Below are 21,021 nucleotides of genomic sequence, written 5' to 3' on the forward strand. Positions count from 1 at the left end.
TGTTTTCAGCGGTGATTGAGTGACGGATCCTACCAGCGATGTAGACTCAGGGGCATGGAAGAGGAATGAAAATGGAGCCGATACTGGAACTGGAAAGCGCACGGCTGCTTTTGCGGCAGTGGCGCGATGATGACTTGCCGGAATTTGCCGCCATGTGCGCCGACCCGCAGGTGATGCGTTATTTCCCGGCGCGCCTGAGCCGTCTGGAAAGCGCCGCCCTGATCGGCCGCGTGCGGGGGCATTTCGCCGAGCACGGTTTTGGCTTGTGGGCGCTGGAACGCAAGGACACCGGGGCCTTCATTGGCTTTACCGGGCTCGGTGTGGTCGGGTTCGACGCGCCGTTCACGCCGGCCATCGAAATCGGCTGGCGCCTGGCCCGGGAGCATTGGGGCCTGGGGTATGCCAGCGAAGCGGCGTGGACCGCCCTGCGTTGTGCCTTCGACCAGTTGACGCTGGACGAAGTGGTGGCGTTCACCGCCGTCGATAACCTGCCCTCGCAAAAGGTCATGCAGGCCATTGGCATGCAGCACGACCCGGTGGATGATTTCGAGCACCCGACACTCGCCGTCGGTCATCCATTGCGTCACCATGTGCTCTATCGCATCAATCGTGAGCAGTGGTTGCAGACCCTTCACGGTTAGCCGACACGGACGTTTACAATGCCCGTCCAAATGGCCCGGGCCAACCATCGATCCACCGCCGCAGCGTAGACTGCGCGGTCATTGCGCTGTGTGAGGAAAGTCTGAATGAGCCACGTGTTGGAAGATCTGGTCGACCTGCTGACCCTGGAACCGATCGAAGAGAACCTGTTTCGCGGTCGCAGCCAGGATCTGGGGTTTCGCCAGTTGTTCGGCGGCCAGGTGCTGGGCCAGTCGTTGTCGGCGGCCAGCCAGACCGTGGAAGAGGCGCGCCATGTGCATTCGATGCACGGTTATTTCCTGCGTCCGGGCGATGCCGCGCTGCCGGTGGTCTATCAGGTGGACCGGGTGCGCGACGGGGGCAGCTTCAGCACCCGCCGGGTGACGGCGATCCAGAAGGGCAACCCGATTTTCACCTGCAGTGCGTCGTTCCAGTACGACGAACAGGGCTTTGAACACCAGAGCACCATGCCGCAAGTCGTCGGCCCGGAAAACCTGCCGTCCGAGCTGGAACTGACCCAGCAGCGCGCGCACCTGCTGCCCGAGCACATGCGCGAAAAACTGCTATGCCCCAAGCCGATCGAGGTGCGCCCGGTTACCGAAAAAGACCCTTACAACCCGCAACCGGCCGACCCGGTGAAATACGTGTGGTTCCGTGCCGATGGCGCCCTGGCGGACTCGCCGGCCTTGCACAAATACCTGCTGGCCTACGCCTCGGACTTCGGCCTGCTGACCACTTCGCTGCTGCCCCATGGCAAATCGGTGTGGCACAAGGATATGCAGGTCGCCAGCCTCGATCACGCCTTGTGGTTCCATGCCGACCTGCGCGCCGATGACTGGTTGCTCTACGCCATGGATAGCCCGTGGGCCGGCAATTCCCGTGGATTCTCCCGGGGCAGCGTGTTCAACCGCGCCGGGCAATTGGTGGCCTCGGTCACCCAGGAAGGCTTGATTCGCCACCGCAAGGACTGGGCATGAGCCTGTCCGAGGTTCGTCACTGGGTGTTCGACATGGATGGCACGCTGACCATCGCCGTGCATGACTTCGCGGCAATCCGCGTGGCCCTGGCGATTCCGCCCGAAGACGACATCCTCACTCATCTGGCAGGGTTGCCCGCCGAGGAAGCGGCGGCCAAGCATGCCTGGTTGCTGGAACACGAACGGGACCTGGCGCTGGGCTCCAAGCCTGCGCCGGGGGCGGTCGAGCTGGTGCGAGAACTGGCCGGGCGCGGCTATCGCCTGGGGATCCTGACCCGCAACGCCCGCGAACTGGCCCACGTGACCCTGGAGGCCATTGGCCTGGCGGACTGTTTCGCCGTGGAGGATGTGCTGGGCCGCGACGAGGCTCCGCCCAAGCCGCATCCCGGTGGCCTGTTGAAATTGGCCGAGGCCTGGAACGTGGCGCCGGACACGCTGGTGATGGTGGGTGACTACCGCTTCGACCTGGACTGTGGCCGGGCAGCGGGTGCGCGGACGGTGTTGGTGAACCTGCCGGACAATCCATGGCCGGAGCTGACGGATTGGCATGCACGCGATTGTGTCGAGTTGCGGCGGATGCTTTTGGCTTGAGATGGGTGGTGACTGACCCGCCGCCTTCGCGAGCAAGCCCGCTCCCACAGGAGGGTTGTCGATTACAGAATCTGTGTTCGACACAAATCTATTGTGGGAGCGGGCTTGCTCGCGAAAGGGCCTTCCTAGTCGACATAAAGCTTACTGCCCGAACAACGCCTTCAGCCCCTCCGGCGAATTGAACATCCCACTCCCATCGTGCCCAACCCCCGGCACTTCGATCAGCCGCTGGTTCAGGCCCACGGGATGACGCCGGGTCAGGTAGTCGAAAAAGAAATGCCCGCGCAGTAACCGGTACGCGCCCTGGGTTTGCGCTTCACAGCCCTTGTCCAGCGCCGGATGCTCCGGGTCGACGTCCTGCTGCCCGAGCAGATAAACGATGTCGCGTTTGATGTAGTTCTCCTCCAGGCGGGCGGGCGTCTGTCCGGCGGCATAGGCGGGCAGGTCCTGCAGGCCGTATTTCCAGCGATTGAAACCAGGGCAACTGGCGGGGTCGAAGGCCATGGGCCGTTGCCCATCGAAATAGGCATAGGACGACGGGTTGGCGATGACAAAACGCGGTTTGATCCGGTATTGGTCGTGGGCGAGCAGGGCATAGCGCTGCACCACCTGGGCGCCGCCGGAATGGCCGGCGATGACGATCTCCTTCACTTCCGGAAACTGCTGCCGGTCACTGACCCGCGCAACGATGTCATCGAGCACTTGGAAGGAACTGACCGGATTCGGCCCTGTGGATAAACCACCGGCCATCCAGTCGTTGCCGTGCCAGCGCAAAAGGTCGTTGGGCAATTGATGCCGGGCCACGTCCTGCTCGTTGAGAAACTGCGGGGCGATGATCAGGGTCGTGGCCAATTGACCCGCCTGCTCGGCGGCTTTTTCGGCGCTGTGCAGGTAGGTCTCGGCATTGCGCAGCCGACCATGGAGGATGATCAGCACGCGCTGGATGGACGCCGGGGGCGGGCTGACGGCGACGGTCATGGCGCCGCCCTTGAGTTGCAGGCGCCCTTGGGCGACCACGTTGACGCCGTGTTCCTCGGCCTGGGCAACGGTGCAGCACAGCACCAGCCCGATCAACGCGCGCCACTTCATCTACAGGTTTTTCGCCGCGAACGTGTCGCACTGGCTGACCTGGCCCTGGGCGAAGCCGGTCTTGAACCAGCGCACCCGTTGCGCCGAAGTGCCGTGGGTGAAGGAGTCCGGCACTACGCGGCCCTGGCCTTGTTGCTGCAAGCGGTCGTCGCCGATGGCGTTGGCGGCGGTCAAGGCCTCCTCGATGTCCCCCGGCTCCAGCCAGTTCAGGCGTTTTTGCGCATGGTTGGCCCAGACGCCTGCCAGGCAATCGGCCTGCAATTCCTGGCGCACCAACAAGCCGCCGTCGCCTTCCATCTGCCGGCCTTGCTGGCGGGCTTCCTGGATCTTCGCCGATACACCCAGCAGCGTCTGCACGTGGTGGCCGACTTCGTGGGCAATGACGTAGGCCTGGGCGAAATCGCCAGCGGCGGCGAAACGTTGGGACATTTCCTTGAAGAAGCTCATGTCCAGGTAGACCTGGCGGTCCGCCGGGCAATAGAACGGACCTGTCGCCGAGGAGGCCAGGCCGCAGGCCGAGTTGACTCGACCGCTGAACAACACCAGTTTGGGTTGCTGGTACTGGCGTCCGGCCTGTTGGAAAACCTGGCCCCAGGTGTCTTCGGTATCGCCGAGGATCGAGCGCACGAATTCGGCCTGTTCATCGTTGGCCGGTGGCGCCTGGCGGGTTTGTGAAGTGGCAGGCGCGGACTGGTCCATCTGCCCGGCCAGTTGCCCGAGAATCTGCATCGGGTCTTGGCCAGTGATCCAGCCAATGCCGACGATCAGGAGAATGGCGGTCAGGCTCAATCCCTTGCCGCCACCGAAACGCATTCCGCCACCGCCCCCACCTTCACCACGGGCGTCCACCACGTTGTCACTGCGGCGACCTTTTTTCCATAACATGTGGGAAGTCCTCTGAATGACTCTGCTGGAAATGACTGCTGTGGCAGTGAGTCTAGCTTTTAGGCGCCCAAGGTGCGCGCCACGCTTGAGCTGTCAGGCAACGGACACGGGTTTTGGTTCAGCGGTGAGCCAATCCTGCCTGGCGCCGGAATTTTCATTACACTTCGGATTCAGAACTTATCGGCATGCTCGCTGGCCCAACAACTGCAACGTGCGTCAAGGCCCCTACATCAAGCAACGCAGGTTTCCCTCATGACCGTCAGCACTCCGCTCTCCGGCGTCAATCAGGCTTTCAAGGGCATCGTGCTTATTCTGGTCGCAACGTTCCTGTTCTCCAGTCATGACGCGTTGTCCAAATATCTGTCGGGTTTTTATCCGATCATCATGGTGGTATGGGCACGTTACGTGGTGCACACCTTGTTGATGGCAGGTATCTTCCTGCCGCGCTCGGGGCTGCGGGTGCTACGTACCAAGCGCCCGTTGTGGCAGTTGGCCCGGGCGTTGTGCCTGCTGGGCACCAGTCTGTTTTTCACCACTGCATTGATGTTCATCCCACTGGCAGAGGCGACGGCGGTCAACTTCCTCGCGCCCGTGCTGGTGACTGCGTTGTCGGTGCCGTTGCTGGGCGAACACGTGACGCGCGGTCAATGGATCGCGGTGATCTTCGGTTTTATCGGGGTGTTGATCATCGTCCATCCCGGTGGCGATCTGTTCACTCCGGCGGTGTTGTTGCCTTTCTGTTCGGCGTTGTTTTTCTGTTTCTACCAACTGCTCACGCGCAAGCTCAGCGAGATCGACAGCCCGACCACCAGCAATTTCTTCGCCGGTCTGTGCAACACGTTGGTGATGAGCGCGCTGGTGCCGTTCTTCTGGCAAGTGCCGAGCCTGATGCACGGAATGATGATGTTGGCGCTGGGGGCCTGCGGGATGACCGCGCACCTGATGCTGACCCAGGCCTTCCGCTTTGCCGCCCCGGCGCTGCTCGCGCCGTTCGGGTATTGCCAGATCGTGTTTGCCGGCCTGCTGGGCTGGTTGTTCTTCAGCCATACGCCGACGCTGACCACCGTGGTGGGCATCGCCCTGATTTGCTTGAGTGGGTTGGCGGCGGCGTGGCAACAGCGGCGTAAGTAAATAGACCTGTTTGGTCCGGGACATGGTGGACCCTGTGGTGAGGGGATTTATCACCGTTGGGCTGCGCAGCAGCCCCAAAACAATCAGCTCGATTGGCCTGACACACCGAGTTGCCTGATTTCAGGTCTGCTGCGCAGCCCAGCGGGGATAAATCCCCTCGCCACAAAGTTGGGTTCCAACCTCAATAACTCATCAGCTTTCCAGCGTCGGCACCTTGCGCGGCGCCATGAAGTACAGCCAGGTCAGGGCAATGAAGTACATCGCTGGAATCAGGGTGAACAGCACGGTGTAGTTGTTGTTGGTGATCGTGAGGATGTGGCCCACCAACTGGGTCATGAACATCCCGCCGATGGCCGCGCACATGCCGCCGAAGCCGAACACCGTACTCATCATGTGCTTGGGCGTGTAGTCCATCACCAGGCTCCAGATGTTGGCGGTCCAGGCCTGGTGCGCGCCGATGGCCAGGGAAATGGCGAACACCGCCATCCACAGGTTGCTTGCGCCGGCGGCCATGATCACGCCGATGATGCAGCAGGCGAACAGCAGCATGGACACCAGGCGCGCCTTGATCGGATTGAGGCCGCGACCGATCAGGAACGAAGACAGGATCCCGCCGCCCACGCTGCCGAAGTCGGCGGTGAGGTAGATGATGATCAGCGGGATGCCCATCTGGGTCACGTTGATGCCCAGGTTGTATTGCTGGTTCAGGAACGGCGGCAACCAATAGAGATAGAACCAGAACACCGGCGCGGTGATCGAGTAGGCCAGGGCGAACGCCCAGGTACCGCGCATGCGCAGGATGCGTGAGAACGGTACGCGGACCTGGTCCGGTTCGTCCTGGGCCTGGATGTAGTCCAGCTCCGACTGTTTGACGCTGGGGTGGTCTTCGGGGTTGAAGTATTTCAGGCCCCAGAACAGCAGCCAGATCCCACCCAGGGCGGCCATGCACAGGAACGCGGCCTGCCAGCCCCACACGTGCAGGACCAGCGGCAGCAGCATCGGGGTGAACATCGCGCCAACGTTGGTCCCGGCGTTGAAAATACCGGTGGCCACGGCCCGTTCGCCCGCCGGGAACCACAGTCGGGTGGTCTTCACGCAGGCCGGGTAGTTGGCGGCTTCGGTGAGGCCGAGGATGAAGCGGCAGACCATGAAGCCCACCGCCGACGTCGCCAGGCCATGGGCGCCGGTCGCCAGGCTCCAGAGCAGCACGGCGCAGAAGAACACGCGCTTGACGCCGATCCGGTCGATCAACCGACCCTGTAGCACGAAGCCGACGGCATAACCGACCTGGAACCAGAAGTTGATGTTGGCGTAATCCATCGCCGTCCAGCTCATTTCCTTGGCCAGGATCGGCTGCATGACGCCGAGGGCGGCGCGGTCGATGTAGTTCAGGGTGGTGGCGAAAAACACCAGGGCGAGCATGCCCCAACGGGTCTTGCCCACGGCCATGGCGCCGCGGATCTTGTCACCGACGCTGCCGGTGGAGGCACCCAGGCCAGGGGCCAGGCGGGAACTTTGGGAAGGAATCATAGCGTGTACCCGTTTTTGAAATTCTTATGGTCGGTCTGGGTCTGTCCATCGACGTCGGCGATCAGGGCTTGCGTCGATGTGGGGAGCGATGGTGCGCAGTGAGCAAAAAATCGTCAATTCGGCAATCGGCATTTTGTTCGATAATCGCCCAAAAAACTAACCGGATGGTACATATTAAATTGCTGAAAGAAACCGGCAGCTCAATAATCGGCTGACTCTTTCAAAAGCGGCGCACCTTTTGTAGCCGATGCCTGTCCCGGGAGCCGAAGTCATGCAGCGTTCCATTGCCACCGTATCCTTGAGCGGTACCTTGCCGGAAAAACTCGAAGCCATTGCCGCCGCCGGTTTTGACGGGGTGGAAATCTTCGAGAACGACCTTCTCTATTACGATGGCAGTCCGCGGGAAATCAGGCAGATGTGCGCCGACCTGGGCATCGCCATCACCTTGTTCCAACCGTTTCGTGACTTCGAGGGCTGCCGTCGCGATCGCCTGTCGCGCAACCTGGAGCGGGCCGAGCGCAAGTTCGACTTGATGCAGGAACTGGGCACCGACCTGGTGCTGGTGTGCAGCAACGCCTCGGCCGACAGCGTCGGCGATGAACAGATCCTGATCGATGACCTGCGCCTGCTGGCCGAACGGGCCGGTGCGCGGGGCTTGCGTATCGGTTACGAAGCGCTGGCCTGGGGCCGCCACGTGAATACTTATCAACAGGTCTGGAACATCGTGCGTCAGGCCGATCACCCCAGCCTTGGCGTATTGCTAGACAGCTTCCATACCTTGTCCCTCAAGGGCGACCCGAGGGCGATCGCCGAGATCCCGGGCGACAAGATCTTCTTCGTGCAGATGGCCGATGCGCCGATCCTGGCCATGGATGTCCTGGAGTGGAGCCGGCATTTCCGTTGTTTCCCGGGGCAGGGCGAATTCGACTTGCCTGGGTTCCTGGCGCCGATCATCAAGAGTGGTTATACCGGGCCGCTGTCGCTGGAGATCTTCAACGACGGCTTCCGCGCCGCGCCGCCACGGGCCAATGCCGCCGACGGCCTGCGCTCGCTGCTGTACCTGGAAGAAAAGACCCGCCAACGCCTGGCCGAAGAAGCGAGCGTCGTTGGCAATGCCGACATCCTGTTCGCCACCCCGCCGGCCAGCGAATATGACGGCATCGAATTCCTCGAGTTCGCCGTGGACGATAGCCTCGGTGCCAAGCTCTCCCATTGGCTGGAGCGGCTGGGATTCGTCAAGGCCGGCCAGCATCGTTCGAAGAATGTCAGCCTGCTGCGCCAGGGTGATATCAACCTGATCCTCAACAGCGAACCGTACTCCTTCGCCCACAGTTTTTTCGAAGCCCACGGGCCTTCGTTGTGCGCCACCGCCGTGCGCGTGAAAAACAGTGCCAGCGCCTTGGCGCGGGCCATTGCCTACAAGGGCCAGCCCTATCGCGGACTGGTGGGGCCCAATGAGCTGGAGCTGGCGGCGGTGCGTGCACCGGACGGCAGCCTGATCTACCTGGTGGACCAGGAAGCCGACGTCTACGGCACCGATTTCAACCTGCAGCCGGGGGCTGTCATCGGGGCCGGGCTCAAGCGTATCGACCACATGGCTATGGCGCTGCCGGCCGACAGCCTCGACAGTTGGGTGCTGTTCTACAAGAGCCTGCTGGATTTCGAGGCCGACGACGAAGTCGTCTTGCCCGACCCCTATGGCCTGGTGAAAAGCCGTGCGCTGCGCAGCCGCTGCAGTTCGATCCGCTTGCCGCTGAACATTTCCGAGAACCGCAACACCGCGATCTCCCACGCGCTGTCGAGTTATCGCGGCTCCGGCGTGCATCACATCGCCTTCGATTGCGACGACATCTTCGCCCAGGTCAGTCGTGCCAAAGAGGCGGGCGTGCCGTTGCTGGACATCCCGCTCAATTACTACGACGACCTGGCGGCGCGTTTCGATTTCGACGACGAGTTCCTTAGCGAACTGGCCTATTTCAACGTGCTGTACGATCGCGACGCCCAGGGTGGCGAGCTGTTCCACGTTTACACCGAGCCGTTCGAGGGGCGGTTTTTCTTTGAGATCATCCAGCGCAAGAACGGTTACGCCGGTTATGGCGCCGCCAACGTCGCGGTGCGTCTGGCGGCCATGGCCAAGTCCCGCAGCGGTGGCTTGCGGCACGCCAAGTTGTAGAGAAATCGTAAACGCGGCGGTAATGGGCAGTGTCGTGGCTTCCTTCAGTGCACGGTGCGGCCCATAATCGCCAGCTTGTGCAGTGATGGCCGTGAGCCCCGCAATGACTATGAATCCAGAGCTTTCCGCAGCGCTCGACGAACCCGTCGCCACGCCGCGCAAGAGTCGCAAGAACAACCCGGAAAAGACCCGGGAAAACATTCTTCAGGAAGCCATCGTCGAGTTCGTCCAGCAAGGCCTGGCCGGCGCCCGGGTCGATGCCATCGCCGAGCGCATCCACACTTCCAAGCGCATGATCTACTACTACTTCGGCAGCAAGGAGCAGTTGTACGTCGAGGTGCTGGAAAAACTCTACGGGGATATCCGCACCACCGAGAGCCGCTTGCACCTGGCGGAACTGGCCCCGATCGACGCGATCCGGCGCCTGGTGGAATTCACCTTCGACCACCACGACCGCAACGTGGATTTCGTACGCATCGTCTGCATCGAGAATATCCACAACGCCGAGTACGTGAAGCAGTCAGGCACGATCAAGGCGATGACCAACACCATCCTCGATTCCCTGGGGGTGATCCTGCGTCGCGGCGCCGAAGAGGGCGTGTTCCGTGCCGGCCTCGAGCCGCTGGATATACACCTGCTGATCAGCTCGTTCTGTTTCTACCGGGTGTCCAACCGCCAGACGTTCGGTGAAATCTTTCAGATCGACCTGTCGGATGAAGCGGTCAAGCAGCGGCATCGGCAGATGGTTTGTGAGTCGGTGTTGCGCTACTTGCAGCCCTGATACCGAACCGAATGTGGGAGCGGGCTCGTGTGGGAGCGAGCTCGCTCCCACAAGGGATTATCACCAGGCTTTAGTGATTCATGCTTTGAAAATGCGCCAGCATCCGCTGCGCATCCGGCGCCACGCCACTGAACAGTTCGAACGCCTTCACCGCCTGGAACACCGCCATATTGCCGCCATCCAGGGTGCGGCAGCCGATGGCGCGGGCGTTGCGCAGCAGTTCGGTTTCCAGTGGGAAGTAGACGATTTCCGCGACCCACAAGGCGCCCCGCAACAGCTCGACGGGCACCGGCATGCCCGGTAGTTTCGCCATGCCCATGGGGGTGGTGTTCACCAGGCCGTCGGCCTCGGCCATGGCGCTGGGCAGGTCATGCCCGGCGCGAGCGCGGCCTGGGCCGAAGTGTTGGTTCAAGTTGTTGACCAGTGCCTCGGCACGGCTGACCTCGACGTCAAAAATGCTCAGGGTTTCCACGCCCTCCAGCAGCAACGCGTGGGCCACCGCCGCGCCGGCGCCCCCGGCACCCATCTGGACCACGCGCTGGCGCGCCACATCCCCCAGGCCACGGCGAAAACCTTCGGCGAACCCCAGGCAGTCGGTGTTGTGGCCGATACGCTTGCCATCCTTGAGCACCACCGTATTGACCGCGCCGATGCCGCGGGCCTCGGGCGACAACTCATCCAGCAGCGGGATGATCGCCTGCTTGCAGGGGAAGGTGATGTTCAGGCCGGTGAAGTCCATGCGTTCGGCGGCCACCAGCAAGTCAGCCAGGGCGCCGCTGTCGAGTTTCAGCGCGTCGAGGTCGATCAGCCGATAGAGGTAACGCATGCCTTGGGCATCGCCTTCCTGCTCATGCAGCGCAGGCGTGCGAGACGCTTGGATGCCCGCACCGATCAGGCCGGCCAGCACAGTGATATTCGACATGCTCATCAACCCTTCAACCGCTGACTGAAATGTTCAAGGGCCAGGCGATAACCGTGGCTGCCAAACCCGCACATCACGCCAATGGCGACGGATGAGACGAAGGAGTGATGGCGGAATGTTTCGCGGGCGTGGACATTGGACAGGTGGACTTCGATGACCGGTACTTCGCTGGCCACCAGGGCGTCGCGGATCGCCACGGAGGTGTGGGTCCAGGCCGCCGGGTTGATGACGATACCGGCGCACCGCCCCCGGGCGCCGTGAATCCAGTCCAGCAGCTCGCTTTCCTGATTGGTCTGGCGAAACTCCACCGCCAAGCCGAATTCTTCAGCGGCGCGGCCACACAGTGCCGAGATGTCGGCCAGGGTTTCATGGCCGTAGGTTGCCGGCTCGCGGGTGCCGAGCAGGTTCAGGTTCGGGCCGTTGAGCACCAGAACGATCGGAGGCATCGCAATTTCTCCACATTTTTATTGTTGGTGTCGGCGGGGGTTCAGCCGGTGGAGATAAATTGTACTAGATGGTTAATTTGGTCAAATAAAGCCGATGACGTCGGGCAATAAGTGTTCGATGATCGAACAATGGGGCTTGCCGAGGTTAAAGGGGGCATTGTGGCGAGGGGATTCATCCCCGCTCGAGTGCGCAGCGCTCGCAAGCTTTTTGCAGGATTGAAGAGCTTGGGGCTGCTTCGCAGCCCCGCGGGGATAAATCCCCTCGCCACAGGGTAATTCTTCACCTCAAAAGGAAGGGCTTACCGCCGAGTCAACAACACCCCGGATTCCATATGATGGGTCCAAGGAAATTGATCGAACAACGCGCAGCGCGTGATGCGGTGGGTGTCGTTCAGTTGCGCGATGTTCGCGGCGAGGGTGTCAGGGTTGCAGGAGATGTACAGGATATTGTCGAAGCGCCGGGTCAGCTCGCAGGTATCCGGGTCCATGCCGGCGCGAGGCGGGTCGACGAAGACGCTGCCGAATTCGTAGCTTTTCAGGTCGATGCCCTGCAGGCGGCGGAACGGCCGGACTTCGTTCAGGGCTTCGGTCAGCTCTTCGGCAGAGAGGCGCACCAGCGTGACGTTATCCACAGCGTTTTCGCTGAGGTTGCTCAGCGCGGCGTTCACCGAGGTCTTGCTGATTTCGGTCGCCAGGACCTTGCGCACACGGGTGGCCAGGGGCAGGGTGAAGTTGCCGTTGCCGCAGTACAACTCCAGCAGATCGTCGTTGCGCTCGCCCAAGGCTTCGAATGCCCAGTTGAGCATCTTCTGGTTCACCGTGCCGTTGGGCTGGGTGAAGGCGCCTTCGGGCTGGCGATAGCTGAAAGTGCGGCCGCCCACTTCGAGTTGCTCCACCACATAGTCATGGCCGATCACTTCCCGCTTGCCCTTGGAGCGGCCAATGATGCTCACGCCCAGGTCGGTTGCCAGTTTCGAGGCCGCAGCGTGCCAGTGTTCGTCCAGCGGGCGGTGATAACACAGGGTGATCATCGCGTCGCCCGCCAGGGTGGTCAGGAACTCCACCTGGAACAGCTTATGGCTCAGGGGCGCGCTGGCTTGCCAGGCGGCCTTGAGTTGCGGCATCAACTGGTTGATGCGCAGGCTGGCGATGGGAAATTCCTCGATGAGGATCGGCGTGCGCTTGTCGTCCTGGGAGAACATCGCGTAATGCCGTTCACCGGCCTCGCGCCACAGGCGGAACTCGGCCCGCAGGCGAAAGTTTTTCAGGGGCGAATCGAACACCGCAGGTTCCGGTGCCTCGAACGGAGCCAGCAGGTCACGCAAGCGGGTGACCTTGTCCTGCAACTGAGCGGCGTAGGCCTGGGAATCAAAAGTCATGCGTTGAACCAACCCAACTTGATCACGAACAGGATCGACAGAATGACCAGCGCCGGGTTCAGCTCACGGCCACGGCCAGACACCAGTTTGATGGCGGTCCAGGCGATGAAGCCGAAAGCGATGCCGTTGGCGATGGAATAAGTGAATGGCATCGCCAGGGCGGTGATCACCACCGGGGCGGCGACGGTGATGTCATCCCAGTCGATCTCCGCCAGGCCCGAGGTCATCAGCACGGCGACGAACAGCAAGGCCGGCGCAGTGGCGAAAGGCGGGACGCTAGCGGCCAGTGGCGAGAAGAACAGCGCCAGCAGGAACAGGATCGCCACCACGATGGCGGTCAGGCCGGTGCGCCCGCCGGCGCTGACGCCCGCTGCCGATTCGATGTAACTGGTGGTGGTAGAGGTGCCCAGCAGCGAACCGGCCATGGCGGCGGTGCTGTCGGCGATCAGCGCACGGCCCATCTTCGGCATGTGGCCGTCCTTGCCCATCAGCCCGGCGCGCTTGGCGACGCCGATCAGGGTGCCGGAGTTGTCGAACAGGTCGACGAACAGGAAGGCGAAGATCACGCTCACCAGGCCGATGTCCAGGGCGCCCTTGATATCCAGTTGCAGGAAGGTCGGGGCCAGGGACGGTGGCGCGGAGATGACGCCGCCGAACGGGGTGAAACCCATCAGGATCGAGACAAGGGTGACCGCCAGGATGCCGATCAGCACCGCGCCGCGCACTTTCAGCGCTTCGAGGGCGACGATCAGGACGAAACCGAGGGTCGCGAGGATCGGCGCCGGTTGCTTCAAGTCGCCGAGGCCGACCATGGTCGCCGGGTTTTTCACCACGATGCCGGCATTGTTCAGGGCGATCAGCGCCAGGAACAGGCCGATGCCCGCGGCGATGGCCGAGCGCAGAGGCAGCGGGATGCTGTTGATGATCCACTCGCGGATGCGAAAGATCGACAGCAGGAAGAACAGCACCGCGGAGATGAACACCGCGCCCAGCGCCACTTGCCAGGTATGGCCCATGTGCAGGACCACGGTGTAGGTGAAGAAGGCATTCAGGCCCATGCCCGGGGCGAGGGCGATCGGGTAGTTGGCGATCAGGCCCATGACCGTGGAGCCAATGGCCGCCGCCAGGCAGGTGGCGACAAACACCGCGCCTTTGTCCATGCCGGTTTCGCCAAGGATGCTCGGGTTGACGAACAGGATGTAGGCCATGGCCAGGAACGTCGTGACGCCCGCCAGGATCTCGGTCCGCACGTTGGTGTTGTGTGCCTTGAGTTGAAACAGCCTTTCCAGCATGTCTGCTCCCCGTGGCGCGCCCGGCGCCGTGAATGTATCGACCTCAACAGCAAAGCACAGGTCGCCAGCGGCGCCCGGGAATTTTCTGCGGGTCGGAAAAAGCCGCGCATCATACCAGCAGCGTAGCGTTATGGCTGCGATCGTCGTCGATGTTTTGCCAACGCGCCAAGTGGGCCATACTGCGCGCGGTTCCGGGAGGTCTCTATGCTTAAGATGAATAAAAAGCTGCTAGCTGCCGTGGGCTGCGCGCTGGGCCTGTGGTTGCCAGGCCAGGCCGCCCATGCCGCGTCGGCGCCACCCTTGAGTGAGGTCAAGGTGCTCAAGGTCGAGTCGCCGGCCTGCGGCTTCGAGGACATCGTTCCGGGGCAGGCGCAGACGCGTTGCGATCACGGCCCGACGATCAAGGTCTATGTGCTGGAGGTCGGCTATGGCCGTCAACCCCATGTCACCCTGGACGGCTTTGAAGTCGACGGCACCCGCTCGCCGGTGTGCGCGTACAGCAATGGCAATCTCAATGACTGCTCCGTGCGGACCAAGGTCGTCGGCTATTTGTACATCTTCGACCTGAAGGGCAAGCAAGAGGGCACCTTCAGCTTCAGCAACCAGTCGATCAACGCACCGGGCAACCGGATGTCGACCCAGCTGTACATCAAATAATCGCTGGCCCCTGTAGGCACTGTGTAGGAGCTGTCGAGCGAAGCGAGGCTGCGATCTTTCCCCCCGACGCTTGAATCTCAAGCGCATATCAAAAGATCGCAGCCTTCGGCAGCTCCTACACTATAAGCATCACCCAGCGGAGAGCGCCCATGATGCCTGGAACCAAGATCCCCCGAGCCCTGATAGCCGTCGCCGAGGGTGTCGACGACTTGCAGACGGTCACCTTGATCGACGTGCTGCGTCGAGCGCAGATCGAAACCGTGGTGGCGAGCATCGAAGGGAGGCGCATGCTCACCTGCGCCCGCGGCACGCGCCTGACGGCCGATGGCATGCTGGTGGACGTGCTCGCGCAGGATTTCGACCTGGTCGTCCTGCCAGGCGGCATCATCGGCGCCCAGCACCTGGCGGCTCATCAGCCGCTGCAACAACGGCTCAAGGACCAGGCCGCTACCGGGCGTTTCTTCGCCGCCATCGCCGAAGCCCCGGCCCTGGCGCTACAGGCGTCTGGTGTCCTGCGCCAGCGTCGCATGACCTGCTTGCCCGCAGTGAGCCAGCAGTTGTCCGGTTGCAGCTTCGTCGATCAGCCTGTGGTGGTGGACGGCAACTGCATCACCGCCCAAGGCTCGGCCGCTGCCCTGGCGTTCGCCTTGACGCTGGTGGAGCAACTCTGTGGCAAGGGCGTGAGGAGCGTGGTGGCGGCAGAGTTGCTGGCCTGACGGATATCAAGCGTGCAGTGGAAAGGGTTCGATCAAGGGCTGTTCGCGCTGCTCGGCTTGCCACAAATCATAGTCCGTCTGGACGCCCAGCCAGACCCTCGCCTTGCCAATCCCGGCGCGCTCCAGGCGTACGGCCAGATCAGGACTGACAGGCGCATGGCCATGTAACACCCGAGAGAGGTGAGGCCGTGCGAAACCCAAGTGCCGCGCCAGTTCGGTGACGGTGATACCCAGTTCGGGCAATACATCCATCAACAGCGTTTGGCCAGGGTGTGGCGGATTGTGCATGGGCATGTTCCAGCCTCCTGTCAGTGGTAGTCCAGATAATCGACCAGTTCGATGTCGGACCCGATGAAGCGAAAAATGATTCGCCAGTTTCCCGAAACGCTCAGAGACCAGTATTGGACCCGTTCACCCCTGAGTGGATGCAGTCGCCAGCCGGGGATATCCAAGTCGTTTGGGACCTGTGCCCTGTCCATGAATTGGAGCATGCGGGCCAGGCGCTTCTCATGGTCAGCCCGGATGCCACGGGTCGAACCCGTTTCATAAAAGATCCTGAGGCCTTTGTGCTGGAAGGATTTAATCATGGAAACGAGTGTAAGGCGATACATTACACTCGATGCGGTATTTATATACCGCACATGCCCGGCGAATCTGTGCATCCTGCGGTTTACAAGGCTCTTCCAGTGAGTCGAAATTGCCTTGAACGCTCACCCCCACCCTGAAGTCGTACCCCTTATGACGGCGGTTTTCCAAAACGCCGCGAGTACGACCAACCGTGAGGTGTTCCATGAGCGCGACCCTGTCCGAAGCGACGCAGGCGTCCTTCGTCCGTCATCCGATCCGTCTGACTCTCAATGGCCAGGTGCATGAACTGCAGGTGTTGCCCTGGACCACCTTGCTGGACCTGTTGCGCGAGCAACTGGACCTGGTGGGCAGCAAGAAAGGCTGCGACCACGGCCAATGCGGTGCCTGCACGGTGCTGCGCGACGGCAAGCGGATCAACGCCTGTCTTACGCTGGCCGTCATGTGTGACGGCGCCGAACTGATCACTGTCGAGGGCCTGGCCAGCGACGACCAGTTGCATCCCATGCAGCAAGCATTCATCAAGCACGACGCGTTCCAGTGCGGTTATTGCACGCCGGGGCAGATCTGCTCGGCGGTGGGCTTGGCCAACGAGGGGCGGGCGAAGACCCCTGGGCAGATCAGCGAGCTGATGAGCGGCAACCTGTGCCGCTGCGGTGCCTACACCAACATTCGCGATGCCATCGAAGAAGCTCTGCCACTTTGCCAGCAGGGAGGTGATCAATGAATCCCTTCCAATACAGCAAGCCGGATACCGTGCAGGCCGCCGTCGATCTGTCGAGCCCGGTTTCCCGCTTCATCGCCGGCGGCACCAACCTGCTGGACCTGATGAAGGAAAACATCACCCGTCCCGAGCACCTGATCGACATCACCGGGTTGCCCCTGGCGGACCTCAGTGAAACCCCTTCCGGCGGGGTGATGATCGGTGCGCTGGTGAGCAATGCCGACCTGGCCTGGCACCCGTGGATCGAGCGCCGTTATCCACTCCTGGCCCAAGCCATCCTGGCGGGTGCCTCGCCGCAACTGCGCAACATGGCCAGCACTGGCGGCAACTTGCTGCAACGCACCCGCTGCTATTACTTCTACGATGCGAGCGTACCGTGCAACAAACGTCGACCCGGCAGCGGTTGCCCGGCCCGGAACGGTTTGAACCGGATCCACGCGATTTTCGGTGCCAGCGATCAATGCGTTGCCACCCATCCCTCCGACATGTGCGTGGCTTTGGCGGCCCTGGAAGCGGTGGTCCATGTCCTGGGCCGGGGTGGGGCGCGGACCATCGAGTTCGCCGACTTCCATCGCCTGCCCGGCGATGCTCCGGAGCGGGATAACCAACTGGCCGACGATGAGCTGATCACCGCTATCGAGTTGCCTGCCGCCGGTTTTGCCGACCATAGCCACTACCTGAAGATCCGTGATCGCGCCTCCTACGCCTTTGCGTTGGTTTCAGTGGCGGCGGCGCTGGAGCTGGACGGGCCGGTGATCCGCCAGGCACGCCTGGCCCTAGGGGGCGTGGCGCACAAACCCTGGCGCGACCGGGCTGTAGAGAGCTGGCTGACCGGGCAGACCGTCAGCCGCGAAACCTTCAGCGCCGCGGCCGACGCGCTGCTGCAAAACGCCGAGCCGCTGGAGCACAACGGCTTCAAAGTCAGACTGGCGCGCCGGGCGATTGTCCGTGCCTTGAGTGACGCCGCATTGGGTTGCGCACCCCAGGGAGGACACGCCTGATGAACGCTCCGAGCAAATCCATAGGGCAACCCCTCGACCGGGTCGACGGCCTGCTCAAAGTGACGGGCCAGGCCCGTTACGCCGCTGAATACGCCGAGGACGGCTTGCTGCACGGCAGCGTTGTCTCCGGTACGGTCGCCCGTGGTCGCGTAGTGCGCATCGATGCGTCCCGAGCCCTGGCACTGCCCGGCGTAGTCGCGGTCATCGACCATACCAACCGGCCGAGGATTGCCAGCTACGACGAGCCCTACCAGGATGCCGATGCGGCGGACGGCTCGCCGTTCCGGCCGTTGTACAACGACCAGGTGCTCTACAGCGGCCAGCCGCTGGCCCTGGTGGTGGCGGAAAACCTTGAGCTGGCCCGGTATGCCGGTTCGCTGGTTGAAATCGAATACGACGCCGAGGCGCATCAGACCGATCTGATCACCTTGCAAAACGACGCCCATCCGGCACCGGCCGAACTGCCCAAGCCCCGTGGGAATTTTCAGGGCGAGTACGCCAGCTCCGCGCTCAGCGTGGATGTGTCCTACAGCACGCCGGTCGAACACCACAACCCGATGGAGCCACACGCCTCCACCGTGCTGTATCAACCTGACGGCAGCCTGCACATCCACGACAAGACCCAAGGCACGCAGAACTGCCAAGCCTATGTGCAGAAGGTCTTCGGCCTGGAGAAAGAGCAGGTGCGGGTGTTTGCCGCGTTTGTCGGCGGCGCCTTCGGTTCCGGACTGCGCCCGCAGTATCAATTGCCGTTGGCCGTGATGGCGGCACTGTCCCTCAAGCGCTCGGTGCGGGTCAGCCTGACGCGCCAGCAGATGTTCACCTTTGGCTATCGGCCGCGAACCCTCCAGCGGGTGCAACTGGGGGCGGCGGCCAACGGTCGCTTGCTGGCTGTGGCGCACACCGCCATCGGCCAGACCTCGCGTTTCGAGGACTTCACCGAACACGTGGTGGAGTGGAGCGGCATGCTTTATCACTGCGACAACGTGGCGTTGACCTATAAGTTGGTGCCGCTGGACGTCTACACGCCCTTGGACATGCGCGCGCCCGGTGCCGCCCTCGGGCTGATCGGCCTGGAATGCGCCATGGATGAACTGGCCTGTGCCCTGGCGATCGATCCGATCCAGTTGCGCTTGATCAACTACGCCGAACGCAACGAGAACGAAGGCAAGCCGTATTCCAGCAAGGAACTGCGTGAGTGTTATGCCCAAGGCGCCCGTCGTTTCGGCTGGGACAAGCGCAACCCGGAACCACGCAGCATGCGTGAAGGCCGGCAACTGGTCGGCTGGGGTATGGCTGGCGGCGTGTGGGAAGCCATGCAGCAGAAGGCTAGCGCCCGAGCCTCGTTGGACACGAGCGGCAAGCTGACCGTCAGCAGCGCCACCACGGACATCGGCACGGGGACCTACACGGTCATGACCCAGATCGCCGCCGAGGCGTCAGGCGTTTCCCTTGAGGACGTCACGTTTGTCCTGGGGGATTCGTCGCTGCCCACTGCGCCGCTGCAGGGCGGTTCGTTCACCGTCTCGTCGGTGGGCAGCGCCGTGCAGCAGGCCTGTGAAGCGCTGAAGGAAAAACTCCTGGCCGTGGCCCGCCAGGCCTGTCCGGCCTTCGGTGGTGCGACCCTTGAGCAAGTGACGTTTGCCGATGGGCAACTGCGGCTGGGCGAAGCGAGCGTGGCGTTAGCGGAGTTGGCGCAAAAAAGTGGCGAGACGCCGTTGCAGGCCCAGGTCACCGCCGAGCCGGATGCAAAACGCCAGGCCTACGCCACGGCCACTCACTCGGCGGTGTTTGTCGAAGTGTGGGTGGATGAGGACTTGGGAACGGTGAGGGTCAACCGAGTGGTCAGCGCCATCGCCGCCGGCCGGGTCGTCAACCCGAAAACCGCCCGTAGCCAGATTCTCGGTGGCGTGGTGTGGGGCGTCGGCATGGCCCTGCACGAAGAAACCCTGACCGATCACGCCCTGGGGCGTCACATGAACCACAACCTGGCGGAGTATCACGTGCCGGTCAGCGCCGACATTGGTGACATCGAGGTGATTTTCGTCGAGGAACAGGACGCGATCGTCAATGCGCTCGGGTCCAAGGGCGTCGGCGAAATCGGCGTCGTCGGGGTGGCCGCGGCGGTGGCCAATGCGATTTACCACGCCACCGGCAAGCGGGTGCGGGACTTCCCCATCACCCTCGACAAGTTGCTCTAGTGGCCTGCACGAGTTAGCCCCACAGGCCACTAGGCTTTCGCTTCGTCCGCCGGTTCGTGCATCCGATCGCGGTTGGCCAGGGTCGGGAACAGCTTGATCCAGGTCCCGGTCACCAACAGCGTGCCGACACCGCCCATGACCACCGCCGGCACCGTGCCGAACCAGTGGGCGGTGAGGCCGGATTCGAACTCGCCCAGCTGGTTCGACGCGCCGATGAACAGCCCGTTCACCGCGCTGACCCGGCCGCGCATTTCATCCGGGGTTTCCAGTTGCACGAACGAGGCCCGGATCACCATGCTGATCATGTCTGCCGCGCCCAGCACCACCAGCACTGCGAGGGAAAACCAGAACGAGGTGGAGAGGCCGAAGGCAATGGTGGCGACGCCGAACACGCCCACCGCAGTGAACATCACCCGGCCGACCTTGCGTTCTACGGCAAACCGCGCCAGCCACAACGACATCAGCAAGGCCCCGACCGCCGGTGCCGAACGCAACAGGCCCAAGCCCCAAGGGCCGGTGAGCAGGATGTCCTTGGCGAACACTGGCAGCAGCGCCGTCGCGCCGCCGAGCAACACCGCGAACAGGTCCAGGGAGATCGCCCCGAGAATGTCCGGGCGGCTGCGAATGAAGCGAATCCCGGCCAGCAAAGAATCCAGAGTCGCTTTGCCTTTGTTCAGTGGCGTCTGCCGGGCGGGCAGGTTCAGCATCAGGCAGCAGGCGATGATGTAGAGCAGCACCGTCGGCCCATAGACCCAGACGCTGCCGAAGGCGTAGAGCAAGCCGCCGAGTGCCGGAGCGACGATGGTGGCTGATTGCTGGGCCGATTGCGCGGCGGCCACGGCGCGGGGAAACAGGCCCGCCGGCACGATGCTTGGCAGCAACGCCTGGGTGGTCGGCATTTCGAAGGAGCGAGCGGCGCCCAGCAGGAAAGCGAGGATGAAGATCATCTCCCGCGTGACGTTGTCGGTGGCGCTGCCAACCGCCAGCGCCAGGGCAGTCATGGCCTGCAATGACTGGCAAATGGCGGCGACCTTGCGTCGGTCATAGCGGTCCGCCACATGCCCGGTATGGAGCATGAACAGCACGCGCGGGGCAAACTCCACCAACCCCACCAGGCCCAGGTCCAGGACGTTGCCGGTCAGTTGATAGAGGTTCCAGCCGATGGCCACGGTGAGCATCTGGAAGCCGCTGGCGGTGAATATCCGGGCCAGCCAGAAGGCGATGAAGGGACGATGGTGACGGAGCAGCAGCGGCGCTTGGCTGGGCATCTATGACGGGTCCGGTGAGGAAGGCCATGAGATTA

At 62.7% G+C, this 21,021-nt stretch carries 21 protein-coding genes; 11 read left to right on the forward strand and 10 right to left on the reverse strand.

The window, feature by feature from the left end; translation table 11 throughout:
- Positions 1-71: 71 nt before the first annotated feature.
- The 3 genes from BLP82_RS24170 to BLP82_RS24180 all read left to right on the forward strand — a co-directional run bounded on the left by BLP82_RS24170 (position 72) and on the right by BLP82_RS24180 (position 2,206).
- Complete coding sequence (locus BLP82_RS24170) at positions 72-641, forward strand: GNAT family N-acetyltransferase (RefSeq protein WP_092174073.1); 570 nt, start codon at positions 72-74, stop codon at positions 639-641.
- Between the two features lie 105 nt (positions 642-746).
- Complete coding sequence (gene tesB, locus BLP82_RS24175; protein ID WP_072411434.1) at positions 747-1,616, forward strand: acyl-CoA thioesterase II; 870 nt, start codon at positions 747-749, stop codon at positions 1,614-1,616.
- Positions 1,613-2,206 carry an HAD family hydrolase gene (locus BLP82_RS24180; RefSeq protein WP_092173979.1) on the forward strand — a complete coding sequence of 198 codons (594 nt, stop codon included), beginning with the start codon at positions 1,613-1,615 and terminating at the stop codon, positions 2,204-2,206. The genes tesB and BLP82_RS24180 overlap by 4 nt, the downstream gene beginning before the upstream one ends.
- A gap of 141 nt (positions 2,207-2,347) precedes the next feature.
- On the opposite strand, the gene BLP82_RS24185 is transcribed toward BLP82_RS24180, so the two are convergent.
- Both BLP82_RS24185 and BLP82_RS24190 read right to left on the reverse strand, forming a co-directional pair.
- A complete protein-coding gene (locus BLP82_RS24185) occupies positions 2,348-3,295 on the reverse strand; it encodes an alpha/beta hydrolase (protein WP_092173984.1) in 948 nt (315 codons plus the stop codon).
- Complete coding sequence (locus tag BLP82_RS24190) at positions 3,296-4,180, reverse strand: KPN_02809 family neutral zinc metallopeptidase (RefSeq protein ID WP_092173988.1); 885 nt, start codon at positions 4,178-4,180, stop codon at positions 3,296-3,298.
- Positions 4,181-4,432: 252 nt separating this feature from the next.
- Here BLP82_RS24190 and BLP82_RS24195 point away from each other — a divergent pair, with 252 nt between their 5' ends.
- Positions 4,433-5,311, forward strand: coding sequence for a DMT family transporter (locus tag BLP82_RS24195; protein ID WP_092173992.1), 879 nt, complete (start codon positions 4,433-4,435; stop codon positions 5,309-5,311).
- A gap of 192 nt (positions 5,312-5,503) precedes the next feature.
- Here BLP82_RS24195 and BLP82_RS24200 read toward each other — a convergent pair whose 3' ends face one another.
- Complete coding sequence (locus BLP82_RS24200; RefSeq protein WP_092173996.1) at positions 5,504-6,841, reverse strand: MFS transporter; 1,338 nt, start codon at positions 6,839-6,841, stop codon at positions 5,504-5,506.
- A gap of 271 nt (positions 6,842-7,112) precedes the next feature.
- Between BLP82_RS24200 and quiC the strand changes: the two genes are divergently transcribed.
- Both quiC and BLP82_RS24210 read left to right on the forward strand, forming a co-directional pair.
- Entirely contained in the window at positions 7,113-9,014 is a 1,902-nt protein-coding gene (gene quiC / locus BLP82_RS24205) for a 3-dehydroshikimate dehydratase QuiC (RefSeq protein WP_092174000.1), read from the forward strand.
- A gap of 103 nt (positions 9,015-9,117) precedes the next feature.
- Entirely contained in the window at positions 9,118-9,795 is a 678-nt protein-coding gene (locus BLP82_RS24210; RefSeq protein WP_092174004.1) for a TetR/AcrR family transcriptional regulator, read from the forward strand.
- Positions 9,796-9,865: 70 nt separating this feature from the next.
- On the opposite strand, the gene BLP82_RS24215 is transcribed toward BLP82_RS24210, so the two are convergent.
- The 4 genes from BLP82_RS24215 to BLP82_RS24230 all read right to left on the reverse strand — a co-directional run bounded on the left by BLP82_RS24215 (position 9,866) and on the right by BLP82_RS24230 (position 13,834).
- A complete protein-coding gene (locus BLP82_RS24215) occupies positions 9,866-10,717 on the reverse strand; it encodes a shikimate dehydrogenase (RefSeq protein ID WP_371914147.1) in 852 nt (283 codons plus the stop codon).
- A 5-nt stretch (positions 10,718-10,722) separates the two neighbouring features.
- Positions 10,723-11,163, reverse strand: coding sequence for a type II 3-dehydroquinate dehydratase (aroQ, locus tag BLP82_RS24220; RefSeq protein ID WP_047702651.1), 441 nt, complete (start codon positions 11,161-11,163; stop codon positions 10,723-10,725).
- 299 nt (positions 11,164-11,462) lie between these two features.
- Positions 11,463-12,542 carry a tRNA (uridine(54)-C5)-methyltransferase TrmA gene (trmA, locus tag BLP82_RS24225; protein WP_092174012.1) on the reverse strand — a complete coding sequence of 360 codons (1,080 nt, stop codon included), beginning with the start codon at positions 12,540-12,542 and terminating at the stop codon, positions 11,463-11,465.
- Positions 12,539-13,834, reverse strand: a complete 1,296-nt coding sequence (locus tag BLP82_RS24230; RefSeq protein ID WP_092174016.1) for an NCS2 family permease — start codon at positions 13,832-13,834, stop codon at positions 12,539-12,541. The genes trmA and BLP82_RS24230 overlap by 4 nt, the downstream gene beginning before the upstream one ends.
- Before the next feature lie 204 nt (positions 13,835-14,038).
- Between BLP82_RS24230 and BLP82_RS24235 the strand changes: the two genes are divergently transcribed.
- Positions 14,039-14,491, forward strand: a complete 453-nt coding sequence (locus BLP82_RS24235) for a DUF4879 domain-containing protein (RefSeq protein ID WP_092174019.1) — start codon at positions 14,039-14,041, stop codon at positions 14,489-14,491.
- Between the two features lie 149 nt (positions 14,492-14,640).
- Positions 14,641-15,207 carry a DJ-1 family glyoxalase III gene (locus BLP82_RS24240; protein WP_092174023.1) on the forward strand — a complete coding sequence of 189 codons (567 nt, stop codon included), beginning with the start codon at positions 14,641-14,643 and terminating at the stop codon, positions 15,205-15,207.
- A gap of 6 nt (positions 15,208-15,213) precedes the next feature.
- On the opposite strand, the gene BLP82_RS24245 is transcribed toward BLP82_RS24240, so the two are convergent.
- Entirely contained in the window at positions 15,214-15,501 is a 288-nt protein-coding gene (locus tag BLP82_RS24245) for a HigA family addiction module antitoxin (RefSeq protein WP_025215593.1), read from the reverse strand.
- Positions 15,502-15,515: 14 nt separating this feature from the next.
- Positions 15,516-15,794, reverse strand: a complete 279-nt coding sequence (locus BLP82_RS24250; RefSeq protein ID WP_092174077.1) for a type II toxin-antitoxin system RelE/ParE family toxin — start codon at positions 15,792-15,794, stop codon at positions 15,516-15,518.
- A gap of 203 nt (positions 15,795-15,997) precedes the next feature.
- Here BLP82_RS24250 and BLP82_RS24255 point away from each other — a divergent pair, with 203 nt between their 5' ends.
- The 3 genes from BLP82_RS24255 to BLP82_RS24265 are packed head-to-tail and all read left to right on the forward strand — an operon-like array spanning position 15,998 to position 19,718.
- Positions 15,998-16,519: a (2Fe-2S)-binding protein gene (locus BLP82_RS24255; RefSeq protein WP_092174027.1), complete on the forward strand. Its 522-nt coding sequence runs from the start codon at positions 15,998-16,000 to the stop codon at positions 16,517-16,519.
- Positions 16,516-17,517, forward strand: coding sequence for an FAD binding domain-containing protein (locus tag BLP82_RS24260; RefSeq protein WP_092174031.1), 1,002 nt, complete (start codon positions 16,516-16,518; stop codon positions 17,515-17,517). Before BLP82_RS24255 ends, BLP82_RS24260 begins: the two co-directional genes overlap by 4 nt.
- Positions 17,517-19,718: a xanthine dehydrogenase family protein molybdopterin-binding subunit gene (locus BLP82_RS24265; protein ID WP_092174035.1), complete on the forward strand. Its 2,202-nt coding sequence runs from the start codon at positions 17,517-17,519 to the stop codon at positions 19,716-19,718. Before BLP82_RS24260 ends, BLP82_RS24265 begins: the two co-directional genes overlap by 1 nt.
- A 29-nt stretch (positions 19,719-19,747) precedes the next feature.
- Here BLP82_RS24265 and BLP82_RS24270 read toward each other — a convergent pair whose 3' ends face one another.
- A complete protein-coding gene (locus BLP82_RS24270) occupies positions 19,748-20,986 on the reverse strand; it encodes an MFS transporter (RefSeq protein ID WP_092174038.1) in 1,239 nt (412 codons plus the stop codon).
- Positions 20,987-21,021: the final 35 nt, after the last annotated feature.

Origin of the sequence: Pseudomonas sp. NFACC37-1 (genome assembly GCF_900101575.1) — a bacterium.
GTDB classification, from domain to species: domain Bacteria; phylum Pseudomonadota; class Gammaproteobacteria; order Pseudomonadales; family Pseudomonadaceae; genus Aquipseudomonas; species Aquipseudomonas fluorescens_AA.